Raw genomic sequence first — 18,914 nt, forward strand, 5'->3', positions numbered from 1 at the left:
TAATTGGGCGTTGAGGCTGTAGAATTTCTCCCAAATAGACATTTTCAACGTCTTTTTACAAATAAAGTTAATTGGTTGTTTTTTGAGCTTGTAGCGTGTCGGTGTCTGTGATCTAATAGATATTATTCACCTACAGTAAATTGTTATGGCCAACTATAAGCCTGACTTATCCTGCCAAAGTAAATTCATTCCCATCAATTTTTCAGAGCAAATTCTGCCTGGTACATTTGAGTATGCCCTTTGTTATATTATCGAAAACAAACTCGACTTATCAGGGTTTGATGCTTGGTATCACAATGATAAAACGGGTGCGGCAGCGTATTCACCGGCAGTTATGCTCAAAATTATTTTACTCGGGTATGCGCATGGTTTAATTAGCAGTCGACGTATTGCTAAGGCGTGTGAAAACAATATTTTGTTCATGAGCGTGTCGGGTGATGTACAGCCACATTACACATCGATAGCGGGTTTCGTGGCTAAAATGCATGAACAAATAGAACCCTTATTTACTCAAGTGCTGCTGATTTGTGATGAAGAAGGGCTCATCGGCCGCAACATGTTTGCCATCGATGGTTGTAAGTTAAAGTCAAATGCGAGCAAAGAGTGGAGCGGTACGTTCGATGAACTCGACCGTAAAAAAGCAAAATTATCACGGGCAAGCAAACGGATTATTGAACGTCATCAAGCGCAAGATGGCCTAAGTGAAGAGTTAGTCACACAAGACTTAAAACAAAAAGAAAAGTTGGATAAAAGTGCGGACAAAATAACGGCATTCCTCGCGACACACCAAGAAAAAATAGGCAGTCAAGGCAAGCCTGTAAAAAGCAATATAACCGACCCTGACAGCGCAAAGATGACCACATCCAAAGGCACCATTCAAGGTTACAATGGTATTGCGATAAACGATGATAAACATCAAATTATTTTACAAGCACAAACGTGGGGTTCGGTCGGTGAACAACAAACGCTTCAGCCCGCGGTCACGCAATTAAAACAACAACTCGAAAAGCTCAATACCGATAAATCCTCAAACGAACACACTATAAAATTCACCGCAGACAGTGGGTTCAACAGTGAAGCTAATCTGGCATTTATGGCGCAAAGTGGCTTTGATACCTACATCGCAGATAACCAATTTAGAAAACGAAACCCGTTGTTTAAAGAAAGTGAAACTTACGAAACCGAGCAAGAAAAGCGCAGATTAAAACGACGTAACGGCAAGCCAAGATTGTTTACCTGTGATGACTTTCATTATGATGAAGCAACACAAACCTGCCGATGTCCCGCAGGCAATGAGATGTGGCGAAGCGGCATCAATGTCAAAAGCTATAACCAAGAATACACCCGATTCTGTGGTTATTTAAAAGATTGCAAAATCTGTCCGCTGCAACAGCAATGCATGCGAAAACCGCCGATAAAAACGGGGCGGCAAGTGCAGTTTAAAAATGATGCCTCACGGAAAAAGCTGAGTTACACCGACAAGATGAAAGTGAAAATAGACAGCCCGATGGGGCGGCGGCAATATAGCAAACGACTGGGTTGCATTGAGCCTGTGTTTGGCAATATTACGGTCAACAAAGGGATGAATAAATTGACCTTACGCGGCCAAGTCAAAGTTAATGCCCAGTGGCAACTGTATTGCCTTGTTCACAACATAGAAAAGCTGCAACACGTGATGCACTAAGAAGGGTAAGCCCTTTTCACCTCAAAAACTCACCAAACCTGCCTTATACTCCCTCTAAAAACAACAATACATCAGCATGTTAAATAGTAATCTAAACACCACTAAATAATTGAATCAAAATAGAAACTCAGATATTGTTTGTTCATTAATCAAAATGAATTTAAAAACGAGTAATTCTACAGGCTCGTTAAATTTAGTCGGGTCAGAGTTAAATTTTGTAAAAATAAGCTCTAACTCGCTTCAGTTCGGAAACGAGTTAACTCTTGTCCTGATTTAGCTTTTCCCAAAGCCATCCATGAAGCTAAATCGAAGAGATAATAATTCGGGTGCAGATGAGCCAGCGAGTATCCAAAACATGGATGTTTTGGTTAAGCCCACATGGAGGTGCTTGCGGCGTCTCGCTGGATCATCTGCACTTGTAGTCAACCTTTGACGCCAATGAAAATTTAATTGAGTTTTAAAATTTAGTCTGATCAGGGCAAACTTTTATAAAAACAAATCTTCCAACCCTGCTTTTGTCCAGAAAATGAGTTAACTTTTGTTCTGATTTAGCTTTTGCCACAGCCATCAATGAAGCTAAATCGAAGAAACAAAAATTTGGGTGCAGATGAGCCAGCGAGTATCCAAAACATGGATGTTTTGGTTAAGCCCACATGGATGCTGATTTTAAAATCAAGAGCTGGCGTCTCGCTGGATTATCTGCACATAAGGTCGCTCTTTCACATCCATGTGATCAGGACATTCCTTTCATCCTGAACATTCATGCAGCAGGCAATAAGTCCCCATGAAGTATTGGTCTAGCTACACTCACCAGAGTGATAGCAGCTTAGAAATTTAGTGGGGCTAGATTATCTGCAATGATTACAATCCCGTAATCTTGGTACATGTATCAGCGTTCTCTGGTGTGCAAACAGTGATAGGTGTGTAAATGGTTTTCTGATATTTTTGTTCTGTTACAATCTTATAAAGTGTCAAAATGACTTGTCTTCCCATTTCATATGGTTTTTGACCAATATTGATATGAACAAGATGATCTTCCAACATAGTTAATTGTTCAGAGGATGTATCAGTTATAACAATGATGACCTTGTTGTTATTAATTTTTTCCAGGTACGGGGCAATCATTTTACGATAAAGTGCTTGGTCATTTTGAGGCCAACCACCAACAGCAATAAAAGAGTCTGCTTTTACAGGCTTACCTTTCATTACAGACTCCATTTGATTAACAGATTGATCCAATTGATCAAAATTAAAGAAAGGCTCTCTAACTTCTGTCCATCCCGAATCGTTATTAAGCAATTCTCCAGGAGGTGCATCGTATTTTTTTCCCGATAATGCGGAACGGACACCCATCAGTCTTAAATTCAGATTAGGAGAATCGGGTCGCCCAGATTGCATTATTAGCGTTCCCCCATTGGGGCGAAGTTTTTTTAACTCTTCACCTAATGACTTACCCAATTCAAAATTGTCAGTGCCTATATACGCTAGGCGTAAACTATTAGTGTCCTCGTTGACTGAAACATCAATATCAGAGTCATAGGTAATAACCGGAATACCTGCTTCTTTAGCTCTCTTAAGGCTGTTTTTAACGAGATATTTAGATTGTGTAACGGCGACAGCAATACCGTCTATACCTTCATCAATCAGTTGATTTATTACCTGATCTTGCATCCTAACATTACTTATCTCTGGTCCCCGATATATACATTTCACACCTTTTATTTGAGCCGCAGCATCTATACAGCCAGCTTTGCTTTGATCAAAAAAAACACTATGAAATTTAGGCACCACGGCAAGTTTCAATTCTTTTCCATAGACAGAAAATATGGGTATTAGACTAAAGGCAACAAATAATACAAATGATCTCCCCACACTCCCTCCTGAAATAAATCATGGTGTCACTTAGCTTACACCAATATATATCAAATAAATTCATTTAAAGATACGAGCTGAAACGGTATTACTGAACCTATCCGTGTGGGCTAATCGATATTGTTGTCGATATTGTTGTGTTTTGAACTCTATGCGTCAGCATGGCAATAGCTGCATTAGACGTTTATTAAGGTTAGATGAAATAACGCATTATCTCATCTAACCTCATCTCACTCCGCAAATAATTTACGCTTGCTGATGCCTTGGCAGTTTGACTGAAATAAGCGCGGCTAGTGCAATAAAAACAGCGGATATCCACAGACAAGCGGCCATACCATATAGTTGATAAACCCAACCAGACAGCACGGTGCCGATTAAACGTCCCATCGCATTGGCCATATAATAAAAGCCGACATCTAAAGACACGCCATCTTCGCTGGCATAGCTGACAATCAAATAACTGTGCAGCGAGGAGTTGATGGCAAATAATGCGCCAAAAAGCATTAATCCGCCCACAAGTATATTGGCAGCATGAAAGTCATAACTTATTGCTAGTGCAATACACGCTGGCACCACACTGAGCAAAACCGCCCAACCTAAGGCGCTGCGTCCATCGGGGACTTTGCCTTGGTTTTTACCGGTTAATCGGGGCGCAAAAGCTTGTACTACACCATAAGCTATGACCCAAAGAGCGAGAAAGCCGCCGACGTACCAGTGATCCCAGCCGAAGGTTGACGCTAGGTAAACGGGTAAGGCGACCACAAACCAAACATCGCGAGCACCAAATAAAAACAGTCGCGCCGCTGAAAGGGTATTTACCGCCTGACTTTTTGAGAATATTTCAGTGAACTTAGGCTTGTTTTTGGCTTTACCTAAGTCACGCTTCAAGTTAAATAGACTGAAAATCCACACCAGCAATAACCCAACAGCCATGCAAAGAATCGCATACTGAAAACCCAATAATGTCAGTAAGGCGCCGCCTAAAAAGAAGCCCGCTCCCTTTAAGGCATTTTTCGATCCGGTCAATATGGCAACCCATTTATACAGTTGCCCTTGCGCATCGGCAGGTACCAATAATTTGATGCTACTTTTCGCGCTCATTTTATTGAGATCTTTGGCTATGCCAGACAAAGCTTGTGCCGCCATGACCCAGGGGATGGTTAGCGCTGCAGCGGGAACTAATAGCATGCCAAGGGCAACTATTTGCATAAAAAGACCAATATTCATGGTTTTATTAAGGCCTAAGCGTGCACCTAACCAGCCGCCAATTAAGTTAGTGACTACCCCAAAAATTTCATAAAAAAGGAACAGCATCGCAATATTTAGCGGGCTATAACCCAAACCATGAAAATACAGCACCACTAACATACGAAGGGCGCCATCGGTCAACGTGAATGCCCAATAGTTGCCAGTAACGACCAAGTATTGGCGAATTTCTGGCGACAGTCCTGTCAAAAGTCCCATTATGTTCTCTTTATATAAGCTTAAGCTTTATCCATTTGGCCAACCATACGGGCGATTTCAGCGGCACGATTCAGTCAAAAGTCCCATTGAGTTCTCTCTATTTAAGCTGATGCTTTATCCATTTGGCCGACCATACGAGCGAGTTCAGCGGCGCGATTTGCATAACCCCATTCGTTATCATACCAGGCATAAAGTTTAACCTGAGTGCCATTAATGATCATGGTTGATAGCGCGTCAATGATGCTCGAACGTGGATCGGTTTTATAATCGACCGACACTAAAGGGCGTTCTTCATAGCCTAGAATATCTTTTAAAGGCCCTTCGGCTGCGGCTTTAAATAAGCTATTCACTTCTGCTTCTGTGGTTGGGCGACTGACCTCAAACACACAATCGGTTAATGAGGCATTGGCTAGCGGAATACGCACAGCATGACCGTTAAGCTTGCCCTTTAGTTCAGGGAAAATATGGGTAATCGCAGTTGCTGAACCTGTGGTGGTAGGAATAAGACTTAAGCCACAGGCTCGTGCACGGCGAAGATCTTTATGCGGTGCATCGAGAATGGTTTGGGTGTTGGTAATGTCGTGAATCGTTGTCATAGACCCGTGCACTATACCTATGTTTTCATGAATGACTTTGACAATGGGCGCTAAGCAGTTAGTGGTGCAAGAAGCGGCAGTGACAATTGAATGAATTGCCTTGTCATAAAGCTGATGATTTACGCCCATTACGATGTTTAATACACCGTCTTCTTTAACTGGGGCGGTGACTACAACGCGCTTTACACCTTGATCTAAATAAGCTTGCAGTACTTCTTTGGTTTTCATTTGTCCTGAGGCTTCAATGACGACATCACATTTTGACCAATCGGTTTCGCTGATGGTTTTGTTGCGGGTGCAGGCAATGCGTTTACCGTTTATCACCATATCATCTGCTTCGGCATTGGCCTCGTGTTGCCAACGACCGTGAACTGAGTCAAATGTGAGTAAATGGGCTAAGGTGGCAGTGTCTCCGGCGGGATCATTGATTTGGACAAATTCAACATCATCCCAGTTCCAAGCGGCTCTAAGCGCTAAACGTCCCATGCGGCCAAAGCCATTAATTCCGATTTTAATTGTCATGTGAGTATCCTTTAAACTTACTATTTTAATGAGGTATTGGCGGTTTGTATTAGGGTTAGTTGATCTTTGTATGGTGAACGTTTGTTTGGGTCAATTCATTTTATTGAGCGATTAACAGCAAGCTTTTAGACGTTCAGGGCGTCCGCCCATTCGGCATAGATTACTGAGGTTTTCTTCTAGAAACAGTGCATTGTGGTGAGTTGTTTCGCTTAATACTAACTGGCTCCATGTGGGTAAATCAGCATTAATACGGTAGAACACCCATTGACCTTGACGGCGATCGATTAGGAGACCACATTTACGTAGTTGAGCTAGATTTCGTGAAATTTTGGGTTGAATTTCTTGTAATGCTTCGGTCAACTCGCAAACACATAATTCCCCTTCATGTTGAATAAGCATTAGGCAACGCAGTCGCGTCTCGTCGGCTAAACATTTAAAAAATTGAGTTGGGTTAATCATTGTTAGCCTGAGTTTTTATTCATATAAAGAGATTGATATTTTCAGTTGCTCGACTCAAGTATTGGTAAGTCATTGAATATCTGATTTGGTTCTAAAGTGTCTTATGGAATATTATCTTACATACAGAATTTGATATATATAAATTTATATATGTTTTGTTGCAGTATGTGTGTTTAGTATTTTTTAAGCATTCTAGTTAACTTGAATATAGACTTTTTATGCCATTTTAGTCATGTCTAGTTTCAAGCGCTTACTAAAGCTCTTACTAAAGCTCTTACTTAAGCTCTTACTTAAGCTCTTACTTAAGCGCTAACATCAAATATTATTTTTGTAGTAAAAATAACATTTGTTTGTGCTTAGCCCTCCTTGTAGTGATCTGCTTCACAATAGCTACCGGATATCATGTTTTAAAATTACCGAATACCTCATTAGTGTGATCTTGCTTCATACATTAGCGTTTACAAAGATTTAAAATTGCTCATCGAATTTTTATTGATGGTGATGATAATGGCAGGGGTTTCAAACCAGATAATAACCATTAAACGCGGCTTGGATGTACCTATTATGGGTCTGCCTATTCAACAAGTGTTTGACGGTGAAAAAGTCACAACAGTGGCTTTATTAGGTGAAGAATATGTCGGCTTAAAACCGACCATGTTAGTTGAGGTGGGTGACAGTGTTATTAAAGGGCAAGCGCTGTTTGAAGACAAGAAAACCCCTGGGCTAAAATTTACAGCTCCTGCTAGCGGCAAGGTTAGCGCAATTCATCGTGGCGAAAAACGCGTTTTACAGGCGGTTGTGATTGAGTGTGATGAACAGCAACAAGCTAAAAGCTTTGCGCGTTATGATGACTTTAATCAGCTAAATCGCCAACTTGTGGTTGATAACCTTGTCGATAGTGGCCTGTGGACCGCATTACGTACCCGGCCATTTTCGCGGGTACCGCAATTAGACAGCCAACCAGCGGGTATTTTTGTTACGGCAATAGACAGTAATCCGCTTGCCGCTGACCCTCGCATTATTATTGCTGAGCAAACAGAGGCTTTTGTTGCAGGTTTGCAAGTGCTTACCTATTTAACCGAAGGCAAAGTGTACCTGTGCCAGGATGATAACGCGCCCTTATTGAAGCACGATATCACCACTAAATTGTCTAAGGTGTCTATTCATCAATTTAATGGTGTTCACCCTACTGGGTTAGTGGGTACTCACATTCATTTTATTCTGCCAGCAAGCATAGAGCGCCCTGTGTGGCATTTGGGCTATCAAGACGTTATTGCCTTCGGTAAGTTATTTTTAAATGGTGAACTGTATACCGACCGAGTGGTGGCTTTTTCGGGCCCTAATGTGCTTGAACCGCGTTTGGTTCGCACCCAATTAGGTGCTCAATTAAGTCCGATTGTGGCGGGTAAAATTAAGGATGTTCGTTCACGCATAGTGTCTGGCAGCGTGCTAAATGGCCACACTGCTGAGGGTAGCTACGATTACCTAGGTCGTTTTCATAACCAGATTTGTGTGCTGTCTGAAGATGACAAACATGAATTACTGCCCTGGGTGCGAAACGATCAAGACAAATTCAGTCTCACCGGCATCATGATGTCGGGCTTTAGCCGCACCAAAAAATTGTTCGATTTTACCACCCATGCTGGTGGTTCAGCCCGCGCTATGATGGCGTTTGGCCAGCTTGCCCGTGTGATGCCTTTAGATATTCTCCCCACCTTACTTATTCGTGATTTAGTGGTACGTGATACCGATGAAGCACAGCTTTTAGGTGCGTTGGAATTAGATGAAGAAGATCTCGCGTTATGTACCTTTGTTTGTCCTGGAAAGTATGACTTTGGTAAAGAATTACGTGCTTGCCTAGATATTATCGAGAGGGAAGGTTAATGAGTAAGCCTATTAAGAAACCGTCGACCCAAGACAAGTATTATGAGCACGGCGATTCGATGCGCAAGTACTTACGGTCTTTATGGATTGCCCACGGTCGTAGCACCAAGGGGCAGGTTCATGTGCGTGACGCCATTGATGTAAAACGTACCATGCATATTGTTGGCATGTGTTTATTGCCAGCATTATTTTTTGGTATGTACAACATTGGCCTACAAGCCCAACTGGCTATTATTGAAGGCGCTAGTGTACCTGATACTTGGCATTTAGCCATTTTCAATATGCTATTTTCAGGCTTAACCGCTGAGTCTGGCATATTAAGTTTATTTGCCTATGGCGCGAGTTTTTACGTGCCTTTTTATCTTACTGCATTGACCGTTAACCTGTTCTGGGAAGTCATATTCTCCAGAATGCGTGGTCAAGAGCTGCATGAAGGCTTCTTTATTACCGCGTTACTATTTTCACTTATCCTGCCTGTTTCTACCCCGCTGTGGATTATGGCGATAGGCATCAGTTTTGGGGTTATTGTCGCCAAAGAGATGTTTGGTGGCATGGGATATAACTTCTTAAACCCTGCCTTAGCAGGTTATGCGTTTATTTATTTCGCCTATCCAACAGAAGTAGCTGCAATAAGCCAGTTTGTTGCGGTAGATGGCTATTCAGGGGCGACAACCTTAGGGCTTGCCGCGGCCAATAAACTCAGCTTTGCTGATGTAAGTTGGATTGGGGCATTAAGTGATCCGCTATGGTGGGATGCTTTCTTTGGCTTCACTGTGGGATCGATTGGTGAAACCAGTGCCTTAGCGATATTACTGGGTGGCGGCATTTTGCTGATGACCCGAGTGGCTGACTGGCGAGTGGTTGCTGGGGTGATGTTGGGTATGATTGCCACCGCAATTATATTTAACCTCTTTGGCCCGGCTAAAAATGCCATGGCTACTATGCCGTGGACATGGCATCTGGTCACTGGCGGTTTTGCTATGGGGATGATGTTTATGGCTACCGACCCAGTAACGGCCTCTTATACCCGCAATGCCAAATATGCTTATGGTGCTCTGATTGGCTTTATGACGGTATTGATCCGAGTGCTCAACGTCAAGTTACCAGAGGGCATTATGTTAGCCATTTTATTTGCCAACTTATGGGCACCGTTATTCGATTATCTGGTGGCGAGAGCCAACATCAAACGGAGACTAAAACGCCATGGCCTTTAAAAAAGATTCGGTGCTGGGAACCATGGTTTTCATCGTCAGCTTGAGTCTAGTGTGTTCTTTTATGATCACCGGTACTGCCGAAATTCTAAAAGAAAGAAAGCTAGTTAAAAAACGTGATGAAGTGCAGCAGTTTGTATTAAACGCGGCTGGTATTGCCAATAGTTCTGCCGACTTTAGAGAGTTGTTTACAACACGTGTGCAGCCTAAATTGGTCGACTTAGAAAGCGGTGAGTATATCGAACAGGAGAATCTGTTAGATTTTGATAGCCGTATGGCGGCGATTAATCCAGAAACCTCTAGTAAGCCGAAAAAAGATACCGCCAAAATTAAAAGCCGTGCCGATCAAATACGTATTTTTGAGGTGTTCGATGCCCAAGGCGAGTTAACCAGCATTGTGATGCCTATTTACGGTAAAGGTTTGTGGTCGATGATGTATGGCTATTTGGCGGTCGAACCTGATCTTAATACCATTAAGAATATTGTGTTTTATGAACACGGTGAAACACCCGGTATTGCCGATTTTGTGACTGATCCAGATTGGACATCGCTATGGCAAGGTAAGAAGCTGTTTGACGCCAAAGGTAAGATAGCGATTAAGGTTGTCAAAGGCGGCGCCAAAGCCGGTGATGTACATGGTGTTGATGGTGTTTCTGGTGCAACACGTACTGGTGTTGGCATACAAAAAGCGGTTGAGTTTTGGTTTGGCGTTGAAGGATACCAAACATTTCTTCACCGTTTTGCTAAAGCGGAGGAGAAGTAAATGAGTCGGTCAACTTCAACAAAAGACATATTAACTTCGCCGATTTTTGCCAATAACCCAGTAGCCATGCAGGTGTTAGGGGTATGTTCAGCGTTGGCGGTCAGTAATTCAATGCAAACTGCATTGGTGATGACTTTAGCGGTAACGTTTGTGTTGGTTTTTTCCAATGTGATTATTTCAACCATTCGCAACTTTATTCCCAACAGTGTGCGAATTATCGCTCAAATGACCGTTATCGCGTCATTAGTGATCATCGTTGATATGGTGCTGCAAGATGTCGCCTATGAACTGTCGAAACAGTTATCGGTATTTGTCAGCTTAATCATTACCAACTGTATCATTATGGGCCGTGCTGAAGCATTTGCGATGAAGTACCCACCGCATCTTGCGTTTGTCGATGCGGTAGGCAATGCCATTGGCTACGGCGTTATTCTGCTTGGTGTTGCCTTTGTGCGTGAATTGTTAGGGCGTGGTTCATTGTTTGGTCATGAAATATTGACCACAGTAGCGAACGGTGGTTGGTATTTACCTAACGAAATGTTCACTTTACCGCCCAGTGCATTTTTCTTAATTGGCGTGATGATTTGGGCGATTAATGTTGTTCAAAGTAAGCGAGGATAATCATGGAACATTATATTAATTTATTTATCCAAGCAGCCTTTATCGACAATATGGCGCTGTCATTCTTCTTGGGTATGTGTACGTTTTTAGCGGTATCGAAGAAAGTGTCCACATCATTTGGCCTAGGTATCGCAGTCATTGTGGTAATGATGCTAGCAGTGCCGATTAATCAACTGATTTATGTCAATGTACTGGCCCCTGGCGCGTTAGCTTGGGCTGGAATGGCTGACTTAGATATCAGCTATTTACAGCTCATTACCTTTATTGGTGTGATAGCCGCATTGGTGCAAATTTTGGAAATGTTCTTAGAAAGATACATTCCCACCCTGTATCAAAGCCTAGGGATTTTCTTGCCTTTGCTAACGGTCAACTGTGCCATTTTTGCCGGGGTTATCTTTATGGCTAACCGTGATTACAACTTAACTGAATCAATCGTGTTTGCCGCGGGCAGCTCGGTGGGTTGGGCGGTGGCAATTGTGCTATTAGCTGGGCTGCGTGAGCGGATGAAGTTCAACGCTATTCCTGAAGGTCTGCAAGGTATTGGGATTACCTTTATTACCACAGGTTTGATGGCATTAGGTTTTATGTCTTTCGCTGGCATTACGCTGTAAGGCATTGGGAAGCAGAGTATGAATTCCTCACAGCAGAATGACAGATTAATAAGAAGGTGCATTTAATGGAAATGGCAATTGGTATTGGCATGTTTACCATAGTAGTAAGCCTGTTAGTTATGGTGATTTTAGTCGCCAAAAGTAAGTTAGTGAATACCGGCGCAGTAACCATCAGTATTAATGATGATGCGTCTAAAACCGTGCGCACGCCTGCGGGTGATAAATTACTTGCCGCATTAGCAGGTAATCAGATTTTTATTCCATCAGCATGCGGCGGTGGTGGAACATGTGGTCAATGTCGGGTAAAAGTGAAGTCGGGGGGCGGTGATATTCTGGCCACCGAACTTGACCATATTACTAAAAAAGAAGCCAAAGAAGGCTGTCGTTTAGCCTGCCAAGTTGCTGTGCGCAGTGATATGGAACTTGAGGTCGATGAAGAAATCTTTGGTGTTAAAAAATGGCAATGTGAGGTTATCTCTAACAATAACCAAGCGACCTTTATTAAAGAGCTATTACTTAAAATACCTGACGGCGAGGAAGTCCTATTTAAAGCGGGCGGTTATATTCAAATTGAAGCGCCAGCGCATGAAGTTCGCTATGCCGATTTTGATATTCCTGCCGAATACCGTGATGACTGGGAAAAATACGAATTATTTAAGCTAGTGTCAAAGGTTGATGAAGAGGTATTACGCGCTTATTCAATGGCGAATTACCCCGATGAGAAAGGTCGTATAATGCTCAATGTGCGTATTGCTACGCCACCGTCTGAAGGTTTACCACCGGGTAAAATGTCATCGTATATTTTTAATTTAAAAGCCGGTGACAAGGTGATTATTTCTGGCCCATTTGGTGAGTTTTTCGTTAAAGAAACCGATGCTGAAATGGTATTTGTCGGTGGTGGTGCGGGTATGGCGCCAGTGCGATCGCATATTTTTAATCAATTAAAACGGGTTAAAACCGATCGTAAAATGACTTTTTGGTACGGCGCTCGCTCTAAACGTGAAATTTTCTACCAGGAAGATTTTGATATGTTAGCGGCTGAAAATGATAATTTTGAATGGCATGTGGCGTTATCTGATCCACTACCTGCCGATAATTGGACCGGTTACACTGGCTTTATTCATAATGTGTTATTTGAAAATTATCTTAAAAATCACAAAGCACCGGAAGATTGTGAGTTCTATATGTGCGGCCCGCCAATTATGAACTCTTCTGTCATTGGTATGCTTGAAAGTTTAGGGGTTGAAGCTGAAAATATTTTACTGGATGACTTTGGTGATTAAGTTAACTCAGTTTAGATAACAAAAAAGGGAAAGCATTGCTTTCCCTTTTTTAGTGATTGGTTATCTCTTTGCCTGATATTTAGCGTGATAGTGAGTCTAACCGTTAGGGTAAAAACTAGCCTAGGCGTTTTGAGAAGTCTAAATAACGCATCACTTCTCCCTCTGGAAACGTCAGTTCATCACCATCTTGATGACTCGATAACAAATTCTCTCTGGCATAGCGCTTAATCGTGGCTGGGCTTTTATCTAAAATTTTACAGACTTCTTCAAGGGTGAGTAATTTATCGCTCATTGCTATCTCCAAAGTTATTGAGTGTTCATTTTTGCTTTTGTATTTTTTGCTTTCGTAACAGTATAGACAATCTTGAGTAAATTATTCGTTTTCACTGTTTATTATGTACAGCTTCAATTTATTATAGATAGCTTCAATATTCATCATAGCCGGCCTTAATGGTGATTATGCATAGCATAGTTATCAATAATGCTAACCGATTTAGAGGCCTGTTGTGCTGAATCGAACATGGCCTGTGCAACCTGTAGTCCATCGATAGGTTTGTACTTTTTAAGTGATCCGATAAACAGAAAACCGGTTAATCTGAAAAACCACTGACCAAGTTGTTCTAATGTACGACTGTCTGCTCGTTCGCCAATGAGTAAACTAGGTTGAAAAATTTGTACATGTGGCAACTGTAATTGACATAACTCCTGTTCCATTTCACCTTTGACACGATTATAGAACACACTAGAGTGAAGATTTGCCCCTAAGGCGCTGATGACCTGAAGTACTAACCTTGAGTGTGATTGGCGCTTAAGTAGTTTAGCAAAAGCCAATACACCTAATTTATCCACTTCAATAAACGCCTGTTGGCTTCCCGCCTGTTTAATCGTGGTGCCTAAACAGCAAAAACCATGATCGATAGGTTCAGGTAAACTCAGTTCATGTAATTCATCTAATTCGCAGGCGATATAGTGTAGCTTTTCTTCACCAAAGTGGTGCGCGGTTATGTGCGGTTGTGAACGCCCTAAAACATATACTTTTTGATATTTATCGCTATCTAATAACAACTCTAGTAAAGACTTTCCGACCAGTCCGGTTGCACCTATGATGGCTGCTATCATTATGTTACATCCTTATAAAAATCATTACAGCACTGTATCCAGCTAATGGATGAGTTGCAATACATGGATTGCTATGACAATAACAATTTTCTTTTTAGGTGAGTATTGATGTGGCATAGTATTTTTTAATAACGCGATTTTTATCATTACTCAAGGAACGACAATGTCAGACGAGCATTTGCCACTGAGCGACTTTATAGAATATCCGCAGGATGAGATGCTTCATCGGGCTCAAGCAAATTATGGTGAGGTTAAGCGTAGACATTCTATTCGAAAGTTTTCAAACCGTGCGGTGCCCCAAGCAATCATTGAACAATGTATTTTAGCCGCAGGCACAGCGCCTAACGGCGCTAATCATCAGCCTTGGCATTTTGTAGCAATTCAAAGCCCCGATATAAAAGCGCAAATTCGCCAGCAGGCAGAAGCACTAGAGCAAGCCTTTTATGCTGGTCGCGCAGGTGAGGAATGGTTAGATGCATTAAAGCCTTTGGGGACCAATGCCAATAAGCCTTACTTAGAACATGCGCCTTGGTTGATTGCCATTTTTAGCCAAAAACGTAAGCAAGAAGAAAATGAGCAAAAGAGTAATTACTATGTGCATGAATCTGTAGGTATTGCGACAGGTTTTTTAATTCAAGCGTTACATCATGCAGGGCTTGGTACATTAACCCACACCCCTAAGCCGATGAGTTTTCTCTCTAAAATATGTGGTCGCGATAATGATAATGAACGACCTTACATGTTAATTGTTGCTGGTTATCCTGCAGAAGATGCGACAGTGCCGACCCATGCTTTAGATAAAAAATCGTTAGCTGAAATATGTGATTTTATCTAATTAACTATGGATAAATTGCGCACCTGTTAAGGCGCTTTCTTTAAGCTATATTGTTTGATGATGGTTAATAGCTCATCGAGACTTTGAACGATAATATCGGATAAATGTTGATAATGTGTCTCAATACCGTGATTAATAAAGCAGGCAATCATACCGGCATTATTGGCGGCCTGGATATCATATAAATAATCACCGACATACATAATATGTTTGGGCTCAATTTGCCATTGTGTCGCAATAGCGATAAGTGCATCAGGTGCGGGTTTGGCGGGATAGCATTCGCGAGTCAGTACTGTGCCAATATTAATCTTGTTTTGGGTGAGCTTTAGTTCACTCGCCGCCTTGCTATTGCGGGTGACAATGGCACAGGGGATCTGTTGCCGTTCGATAAAACTAAGCAGTACAGCCATGCCAGCCAAAGCTTTAGCGCTCTGGGCATCCTGGTTTTCATGTTCAATAATGATCTGGTTAGCCTTGTCTTGCAGATCTTTACAGCCCAGTGACTCCACATGTTTTAATACATCGATATCATCAGGGCAGCCGATTTGTTGTCGAATAAGGCTGAAATCTAAGCTAGATTCTACAAGGGTACCGTCGAGATCAAAGATAATGCCTTGGATCATTTGCTGCATGCTCCTAATTTACTGAAATGAAATTGAGTGTAAAGAGATATCAAATTGGCCTTGCTGTTTGTCCGCAATTAAAATGCCGACTTTTTCAACCTTTGCCAAGTTTAATGCGGGACCATTGTGAACTGTTCGTCCTCTAAAGCCAATTCTAAAGTCATCGACCTTAAAAACATGCTCACTTATTTGATCTTTCTGGGTAGTAAATTCGGCAATATACGCTTCACCATATTGTAAGTCAGCCGTCTTAAAGCGCAGTTGATAACGCTTACCATCACCTTTAACAATTAACTTACACACGCTTGCCTGTTCAAGTTCCGTTAATAAGACGAACTCAACTGAAGCAAATCCGCCGTTATTGTCTAATGAGACTAAGCCGGAAAAATCAACGGACTGTTTCGACTTACTCACATGGCTAGATGATAACCCACCCATTACAGTGTCATTGTTAATGTTAATAGACTTAATATGATGGCTATCGGCAAATTGTAATTCCACCTTAGTTTTCCCTATGGCTAATTGACTTGCAAAACATCCTAGTACGAATATCAATATAGTTAATAACTTGAACATTGAATATGCCCCATTATAAAAAAACGGCTTATCCGGGTTAAAGATAAGCCGTAAAGGGTTTACGGAGATTAAATGGGTATAACAAATTACATTACGGTGAAGTCATCTAAAAGGATCACTCCAAATGGTGCACCGCCACCAATATTATCAACTGCGGCAACGCCATAAACACCAGAGGCATCTAATGTTACTTCTAATGGACCAATAGCAACATCTTTAGTATTAGCTACAGTGACACTAATAGTGTAAGTACCTGGAACAACACTGATGCTGCCTGATGATGCTTTAAATGGAACATCTTCTAGGGCTGGAGTCGCTTCACTAATGTCTGCCGATGCGGTCAGGTAAATATCGACCTCAGGTGCAGAATAGGCTGCGTGGGTTACTGTGAGTTTAGCTTCAGTTGCCACTCGACGTGTTGAGTCCATTAATACCAATGGTTCAATAGCGTTGTTGGTTAACGAGCCAATCGCTAAAGTGCTATAGCTCATGCCTAAGGCTAAATCTACAGCTGCATTATCTATTACCACTACAGCGTTATCAGCATCAGCGGCAACTGTTACTGTATGCGCGCCTTCGGGTACATTCAAGTAACCCGCTATCTCACCAAACGCTAACATATCAACAGCGGGTGTTGTTGCGCCATCTAAAAATACATCAACGGCAGGTGCATCCGCTACAGCATGTACGACACGCAGATCTGCACCACTGTTAACATCATTAAGTATTGCTTGGCCTTCAGTTAACGCAACATGCAATGCAACAGGAGATGAACCTGACCAGGTATTTGGGATCGCGCTGATAAAGTAATCTTGCATATCGCCTAAGGCAACTGTGCCTGAGTCATATGCGACATCTTTCATGCCAGCCGCTGTGATTCTAATTTGATAGTCACCTGCTGCTACTTCAAGCTGTGGGCTGGCGTCCATGTAATTAGCTGATAGGGTTGGCGATACATTGCTAATATCTGCATCAGGAGCTGTTACATAAACATCAACTAAACCTACAGAAGGTGTAGCATGAAGCACCTGTACCCGAGCATAACCAGTGGCAATATCGGCCATTGGGTTTTGAATTAGTTTTACTGCAAGGCTGCCATCAGCAACTTTGCCTAATGCAACTGCTGTGTATTCGATCATATCTGCTGCAACTAATTCTGCTTCTAATACTGTTGTTGTCGTGCCGTCAGCAAGAATTGCGTCAACATCAATGTTATAGGTAGCAGAGGTCACTTCAAGTAAACCACTGGACATAGCGTAGTCGACACCTGCAAGTAACTCAGCACCATTTGCAGTGACATTAACCTTAGGTGCGTCGCTACCGGCATGGATTACACGCACATGTGATGTGGCAACTGGCTCTGGTGGTGTGACTTCGACGACGTCGTTATCATCATCAGAACAAGCTGTTAGTCCAACAAGTGACACGCACAACGCAAAGGGATAAATCCGTTTCATTTTGTAATTCCTCATAGGGTTAGATGACGAATTTTCTATACGGGGTGATTTTTTTATTGGTTCACAAAAAAATAACAATTAAGGCGATTTAATTTGCTTTATTTATTTAAGTTTATGATTTTTAATTTAATATTATATATGTTTTTTTAAGTTATTGAGACATTCAGGGTTTACGCCTATGATGTTTGTCATTATGGAACTAAAGAACTCAACTAATTTGTTATCTTCCCCTGCTGCCTTAATTCAATATAGTGTCGCATCGATAAATCTATTTAACTTTATTGCGCCACCTAATGCCTACTATGATTTTGAAAATATTTACTCCACTGAGCAATGGCGTAAAAAATGCGCCTGGATCAGTGATTTTATTCAACAAAACCAACCAGACATTATTGGTTTTCAAGAGGTTTTTAGCCCCGATGCTTTAAAAGCTTTATGCCAGCAATTAGGCTATGACTACTTTGCAGTATTAGATGAGCCAGAAGTGCAAAGTGACTATGTTTATCGTCATCCGGTAGTGGCATTAGCATCACGTTATCCAATTACTGAGATGGCCAATGTTGAGGCTGATCAGGCAGCTTGTCAGGCATTAGGCCTGTCACAATTTAATTTTAGCCGCTTGCCATTGCGTGCCACGGTAGAGTTGCCGCAGTTTGGCCCCTGTGATTGTTATGTTATCCATTTAAAATCTAAGCGAAGTGGCTTTGATAAGGATGACCTAGCTGATAGCGGTGCTTCGGGCGCCGCCGATTTTATATCAAGACAAGTGTTAGGGCGTTGGGCGTCAAGTATTCAGCGTGGCAATGAAGCGACATTTCTGTGCCATCAGATGTTGATCCGCAAACATCAAAAACACACGCCTTTTGTGTTGATGGGGGATTTTAACGATAAATTACACAGTGATTTACTTGCCGCATTTCATCAAAATTTACGCGTGTATCGTAATGATATTGACGATAAAAAACTTGCCGGTTTGAGCGAGCAACAATTACTCGCTGAGCTGAATCAATTTCGAATTTACGACAGTTATGAATTATTTAAAGCGACGACTAAATCAAATGCTAGCTTAGCGTTAGATGAATTTGAATCAGTAAAAGATACTGATATTCAGCTGCCGATATCACGCCCAGCAACTCATTATTACGGCAGTGAAGGCTCAGTTTTAGATTATATTTTGGTGTCGAGTGAGTTTGATCCTAAACAATTGAAAAATTTAGCCCACATTGAGCAATACCAAACATTTGATCGTCATTTAGTGCGACCGGATTATGAACGCGACAGCGACAGTACAGATCATGCTCCTGTAATGATGACCTTTAGCTTACGTTAGTGGC

At 41.9% G+C, this 18,914-nt stretch carries 18 protein-coding genes; 9 read left to right on the top strand and 9 right to left on the bottom strand.

The genetic code is table 11. The annotated features are described in order from the left end of the window. Positions 1 to 145: 145 nt before the first annotated feature. Complete coding sequence (locus tag ACRWP9_RS05910) at positions 146 to 1,684, top strand: transposase (RefSeq protein ID WP_434928350.1); 1,539 nt, start codon at positions 146 to 148, stop codon at positions 1,682 to 1,684. Positions 1,685 to 2,545: 861 nt separating this feature from the next. Here ACRWP9_RS05910 and ACRWP9_RS05915 read toward each other — a convergent pair. From ACRWP9_RS05915 to ACRWP9_RS05930, 4 genes are all read right to left on the bottom strand, one after another. Beyond that, on the bottom strand, positions 2,546 to 3,556 hold the full coding sequence (locus ACRWP9_RS05915) for a substrate-binding domain-containing protein (RefSeq protein WP_434928351.1): 1,011 nt from the start codon (positions 3,554 to 3,556) through the stop codon (positions 2,546 to 2,548). Positions 3,557 to 3,802: 246 nt separating this feature from the next. Next, positions 3,803 to 5,020, bottom strand: coding sequence for an organoarsenical effux MFS transporter ArsJ (arsJ, locus tag ACRWP9_RS05920; protein ID WP_434928352.1), 1,218 nt, complete (start codon positions 5,018 to 5,020; stop codon positions 3,803 to 3,805). A gap of 101 nt (positions 5,021 to 5,121) precedes the next feature. Beyond that, positions 5,122 to 6,138 carry an ArsJ-associated glyceraldehyde-3-phosphate dehydrogenase gene (locus ACRWP9_RS05925; RefSeq protein ID WP_434928353.1) on the bottom strand — a complete coding sequence of 339 codons (1,017 nt, stop codon included), beginning with the start codon at positions 6,136 to 6,138 and terminating at the stop codon, positions 5,122 to 5,124. Between the two features lie 111 nt (positions 6,139 to 6,249). Further along, positions 6,250 to 6,597, bottom strand: a complete 348-nt coding sequence (locus ACRWP9_RS05930; RefSeq protein ID WP_226410984.1) for a metalloregulator ArsR/SmtB family transcription factor — start codon at positions 6,595 to 6,597, stop codon at positions 6,250 to 6,252. 507 nt (positions 6,598 to 7,104) lie between these two features. Here ACRWP9_RS05930 and ACRWP9_RS05935 point away from each other — a divergent pair. The 6 genes from ACRWP9_RS05935 to nqrF all read left to right on the top strand — a co-directional run bounded on the left by ACRWP9_RS05935 (position 7,105) and on the right by nqrF (position 12,970). Next, on the top strand, positions 7,105 to 8,481 hold the full coding sequence (locus ACRWP9_RS05935) for a Na(+)-translocating NADH-quinone reductase subunit A (protein ID WP_434928354.1): 1,377 nt from the start codon (positions 7,105 to 7,107) through the stop codon (positions 8,479 to 8,481). Next, positions 8,481 to 9,695, top strand: coding sequence for an NADH:ubiquinone reductase (Na(+)-transporting) subunit B (locus ACRWP9_RS05940; RefSeq protein WP_434928355.1), 1,215 nt, complete (start codon positions 8,481 to 8,483; stop codon positions 9,693 to 9,695). The genes ACRWP9_RS05935 and ACRWP9_RS05940 overlap by 1 nt, the downstream gene beginning before the upstream one ends. Beyond that, complete coding sequence (locus ACRWP9_RS05945; protein WP_434928356.1) at positions 9,685 to 10,455, top strand: Na(+)-translocating NADH-quinone reductase subunit C; 771 nt, start codon at positions 9,685 to 9,687, stop codon at positions 10,453 to 10,455. Before ACRWP9_RS05940 ends, ACRWP9_RS05945 begins: the two co-directional genes overlap by 11 nt. Further along, positions 10,456 to 11,076, top strand: a complete 621-nt coding sequence (locus ACRWP9_RS05950; protein WP_226410981.1) for an NADH:ubiquinone reductase (Na(+)-transporting) subunit D — start codon at positions 10,456 to 10,458, stop codon at positions 11,074 to 11,076. A 2-nt stretch (positions 11,077 to 11,078) separates the two neighbouring features. Then, entirely contained in the window at positions 11,079 to 11,687 is a 609-nt protein-coding gene (gene nqrE / locus ACRWP9_RS05955) for an NADH:ubiquinone reductase (Na(+)-transporting) subunit E (RefSeq protein ID WP_226410980.1), read from the top strand. Between the two features lie 65 nt (positions 11,688 to 11,752). Further along, on the top strand, positions 11,753 to 12,970 hold the full coding sequence (gene nqrF / locus ACRWP9_RS05960) for an NADH:ubiquinone reductase (Na(+)-transporting) subunit F (protein WP_434928357.1): 1,218 nt from the start codon (positions 11,753 to 11,755) through the stop codon (positions 12,968 to 12,970). 115 nt (positions 12,971 to 13,085) lie between these two features. On the opposite strand, the gene ACRWP9_RS05965 is transcribed toward nqrF, so the two are convergent. Together ACRWP9_RS05965 and ACRWP9_RS05970 are read right to left on the bottom strand one after the other, a co-directional pair. Next, complete coding sequence (locus ACRWP9_RS05965; RefSeq protein WP_188840795.1) at positions 13,086 to 13,262, bottom strand: helix-turn-helix domain-containing protein; 177 nt, start codon at positions 13,260 to 13,262, stop codon at positions 13,086 to 13,088. A 155-nt stretch (positions 13,263 to 13,417) separates the two neighbouring features. Beyond that, complete coding sequence (locus tag ACRWP9_RS05970; protein WP_434928358.1) at positions 13,418 to 14,089, bottom strand: nucleoside-diphosphate sugar epimerase; 672 nt, start codon at positions 14,087 to 14,089, stop codon at positions 13,418 to 13,420. A gap of 163 nt (positions 14,090 to 14,252) precedes the next feature. Here ACRWP9_RS05970 and ACRWP9_RS05975 point away from each other — a divergent pair, with 163 nt between their 5' ends. Further along, positions 14,253 to 14,924 carry a nitroreductase family protein gene (locus ACRWP9_RS05975; protein ID WP_434928359.1) on the top strand — a complete coding sequence of 224 codons (672 nt, stop codon included), beginning with the start codon at positions 14,253 to 14,255 and terminating at the stop codon, positions 14,922 to 14,924. A gap of 26 nt (positions 14,925 to 14,950) precedes the next feature. Here the strand turns inward: ACRWP9_RS05975 and ACRWP9_RS05980 are convergent, their stop codons facing one another. The 3 genes from ACRWP9_RS05980 to ACRWP9_RS05990 form a co-directional block, all read right to left on the bottom strand. After that, a complete protein-coding gene (locus ACRWP9_RS05980; protein ID WP_226410975.1) occupies positions 14,951 to 15,547 on the bottom strand; it encodes an HAD family hydrolase in 597 nt (198 codons plus the stop codon). Between the two features lie 18 nt (positions 15,548 to 15,565). After that, complete coding sequence (locus ACRWP9_RS05985; protein WP_434928360.1) at positions 15,566 to 16,048, bottom strand: CIA30 family protein; 483 nt, start codon at positions 16,046 to 16,048, stop codon at positions 15,566 to 15,568. Between the two features lie 161 nt (positions 16,049 to 16,209). Continuing rightward, positions 16,210 to 17,580: a DUF4397 domain-containing protein gene (locus ACRWP9_RS05990; protein ID WP_434928361.1), complete on the bottom strand. Its 1,371-nt coding sequence runs from the start codon at positions 17,578 to 17,580 to the stop codon at positions 16,210 to 16,212. Positions 17,581 to 17,758: 178 nt separating this feature from the next. Between ACRWP9_RS05990 and ACRWP9_RS05995 the strand changes: the two genes are divergently transcribed. After that, entirely contained in the window at positions 17,759 to 18,910 is a 1,152-nt protein-coding gene (locus ACRWP9_RS05995) for an endonuclease/exonuclease/phosphatase family protein (RefSeq protein ID WP_434928362.1), read from the top strand. Positions 18,911 to 18,914: the final 4 nt, after the last annotated feature.

The sequence above is a fragment of the Shewanella sp. HL-SH2 genome, assembly GCF_051164935.1.
GTDB classification, from domain to species: Bacteria; Pseudomonadota; Gammaproteobacteria; order Enterobacterales; family Shewanellaceae; genus Shewanella; species Shewanella glacialimarina.

What these genes read in the sequence shown, in the direction of transcription:
- ACRWP9_RS05925 (WP_434928353.1), bottom strand. Translation starts at nt 6,138, where the DNA reads ATGACAATTAAAATCGGAATTAATGGCTTTGGCCGCATGGGACGTTTA.
- ACRWP9_RS05950 (WP_226410981.1), top strand. Translation starts at nt 10,456, where the DNA reads ATGAGTCGGTCAACTTCAACAAAAGACATATTAACTTCGCCGATTTTT.
- ACRWP9_RS05940 (WP_434928355.1), top strand. Translation starts at nt 8,481, where the DNA reads ATGAGTAAGCCTATTAAGAAACCGTCGACCCAAGACAAGTATTATGAG.
- ACRWP9_RS05935 (WP_434928354.1), top strand. Translation starts at nt 7,105, where the DNA reads ATGGCAGGGGTTTCAAACCAGATAATAACCATTAAACGCGGCTTGGAT.
- ACRWP9_RS05965 (WP_188840795.1), bottom strand. Translation starts at nt 13,262, where the DNA reads ATGAGCGATAAATTACTCACCCTTGAAGAAGTCTGTAAAATTTTAGAT.
- ACRWP9_RS05910 (WP_434928350.1), top strand. Translation starts at nt 146, where the DNA reads ATGGCCAACTATAAGCCTGACTTATCCTGCCAAAGTAAATTCATTCCC.
- ACRWP9_RS05980 (WP_226410975.1), bottom strand. Translation starts at nt 15,547, where the DNA reads ATGATCCAAGGCATTATCTTTGATCTCGACGGTACCCTTGTAGAATCT.
- ACRWP9_RS05970 (WP_434928358.1), bottom strand. Translation starts at nt 14,089, where the DNA reads ATGATAGCAGCCATCATAGGTGCAACCGGACTGGTCGGAAAGTCTTTA.
- ACRWP9_RS05990 (WP_434928361.1), bottom strand. Translation starts at nt 17,580, where the DNA reads ATGAAACGGATTTATCCCTTTGCGTTGTGCGTGTCACTTGTTGGACTA.
- ACRWP9_RS05945 (WP_434928356.1), top strand. Translation starts at nt 9,685, where the DNA reads ATGGCCTTTAAAAAAGATTCGGTGCTGGGAACCATGGTTTTCATCGTC.
- arsJ (WP_434928352.1), bottom strand. Translation starts at nt 5,020, where the DNA reads ATGGGACTTTTGACAGGACTGTCGCCAGAAATTCGCCAATACTTGGTC.
- ACRWP9_RS05930 (WP_226410984.1), bottom strand. Translation starts at nt 6,597, where the DNA reads ATGATTAACCCAACTCAATTTTTTAAATGTTTAGCCGACGAGACGCGA.
- ACRWP9_RS05995 (WP_434928362.1), top strand. Translation starts at nt 17,759, where the DNA reads ATGATGTTTGTCATTATGGAACTAAAGAACTCAACTAATTTGTTATCT.
- nqrE (WP_226410980.1), top strand. Translation starts at nt 11,079, where the DNA reads ATGGAACATTATATTAATTTATTTATCCAAGCAGCCTTTATCGACAAT.
- ACRWP9_RS05975 (WP_434928359.1), top strand. Translation starts at nt 14,253, where the DNA reads ATGTCAGACGAGCATTTGCCACTGAGCGACTTTATAGAATATCCGCAG.
- nqrF (WP_434928357.1), top strand. Translation starts at nt 11,753, where the DNA reads ATGGAAATGGCAATTGGTATTGGCATGTTTACCATAGTAGTAAGCCTG.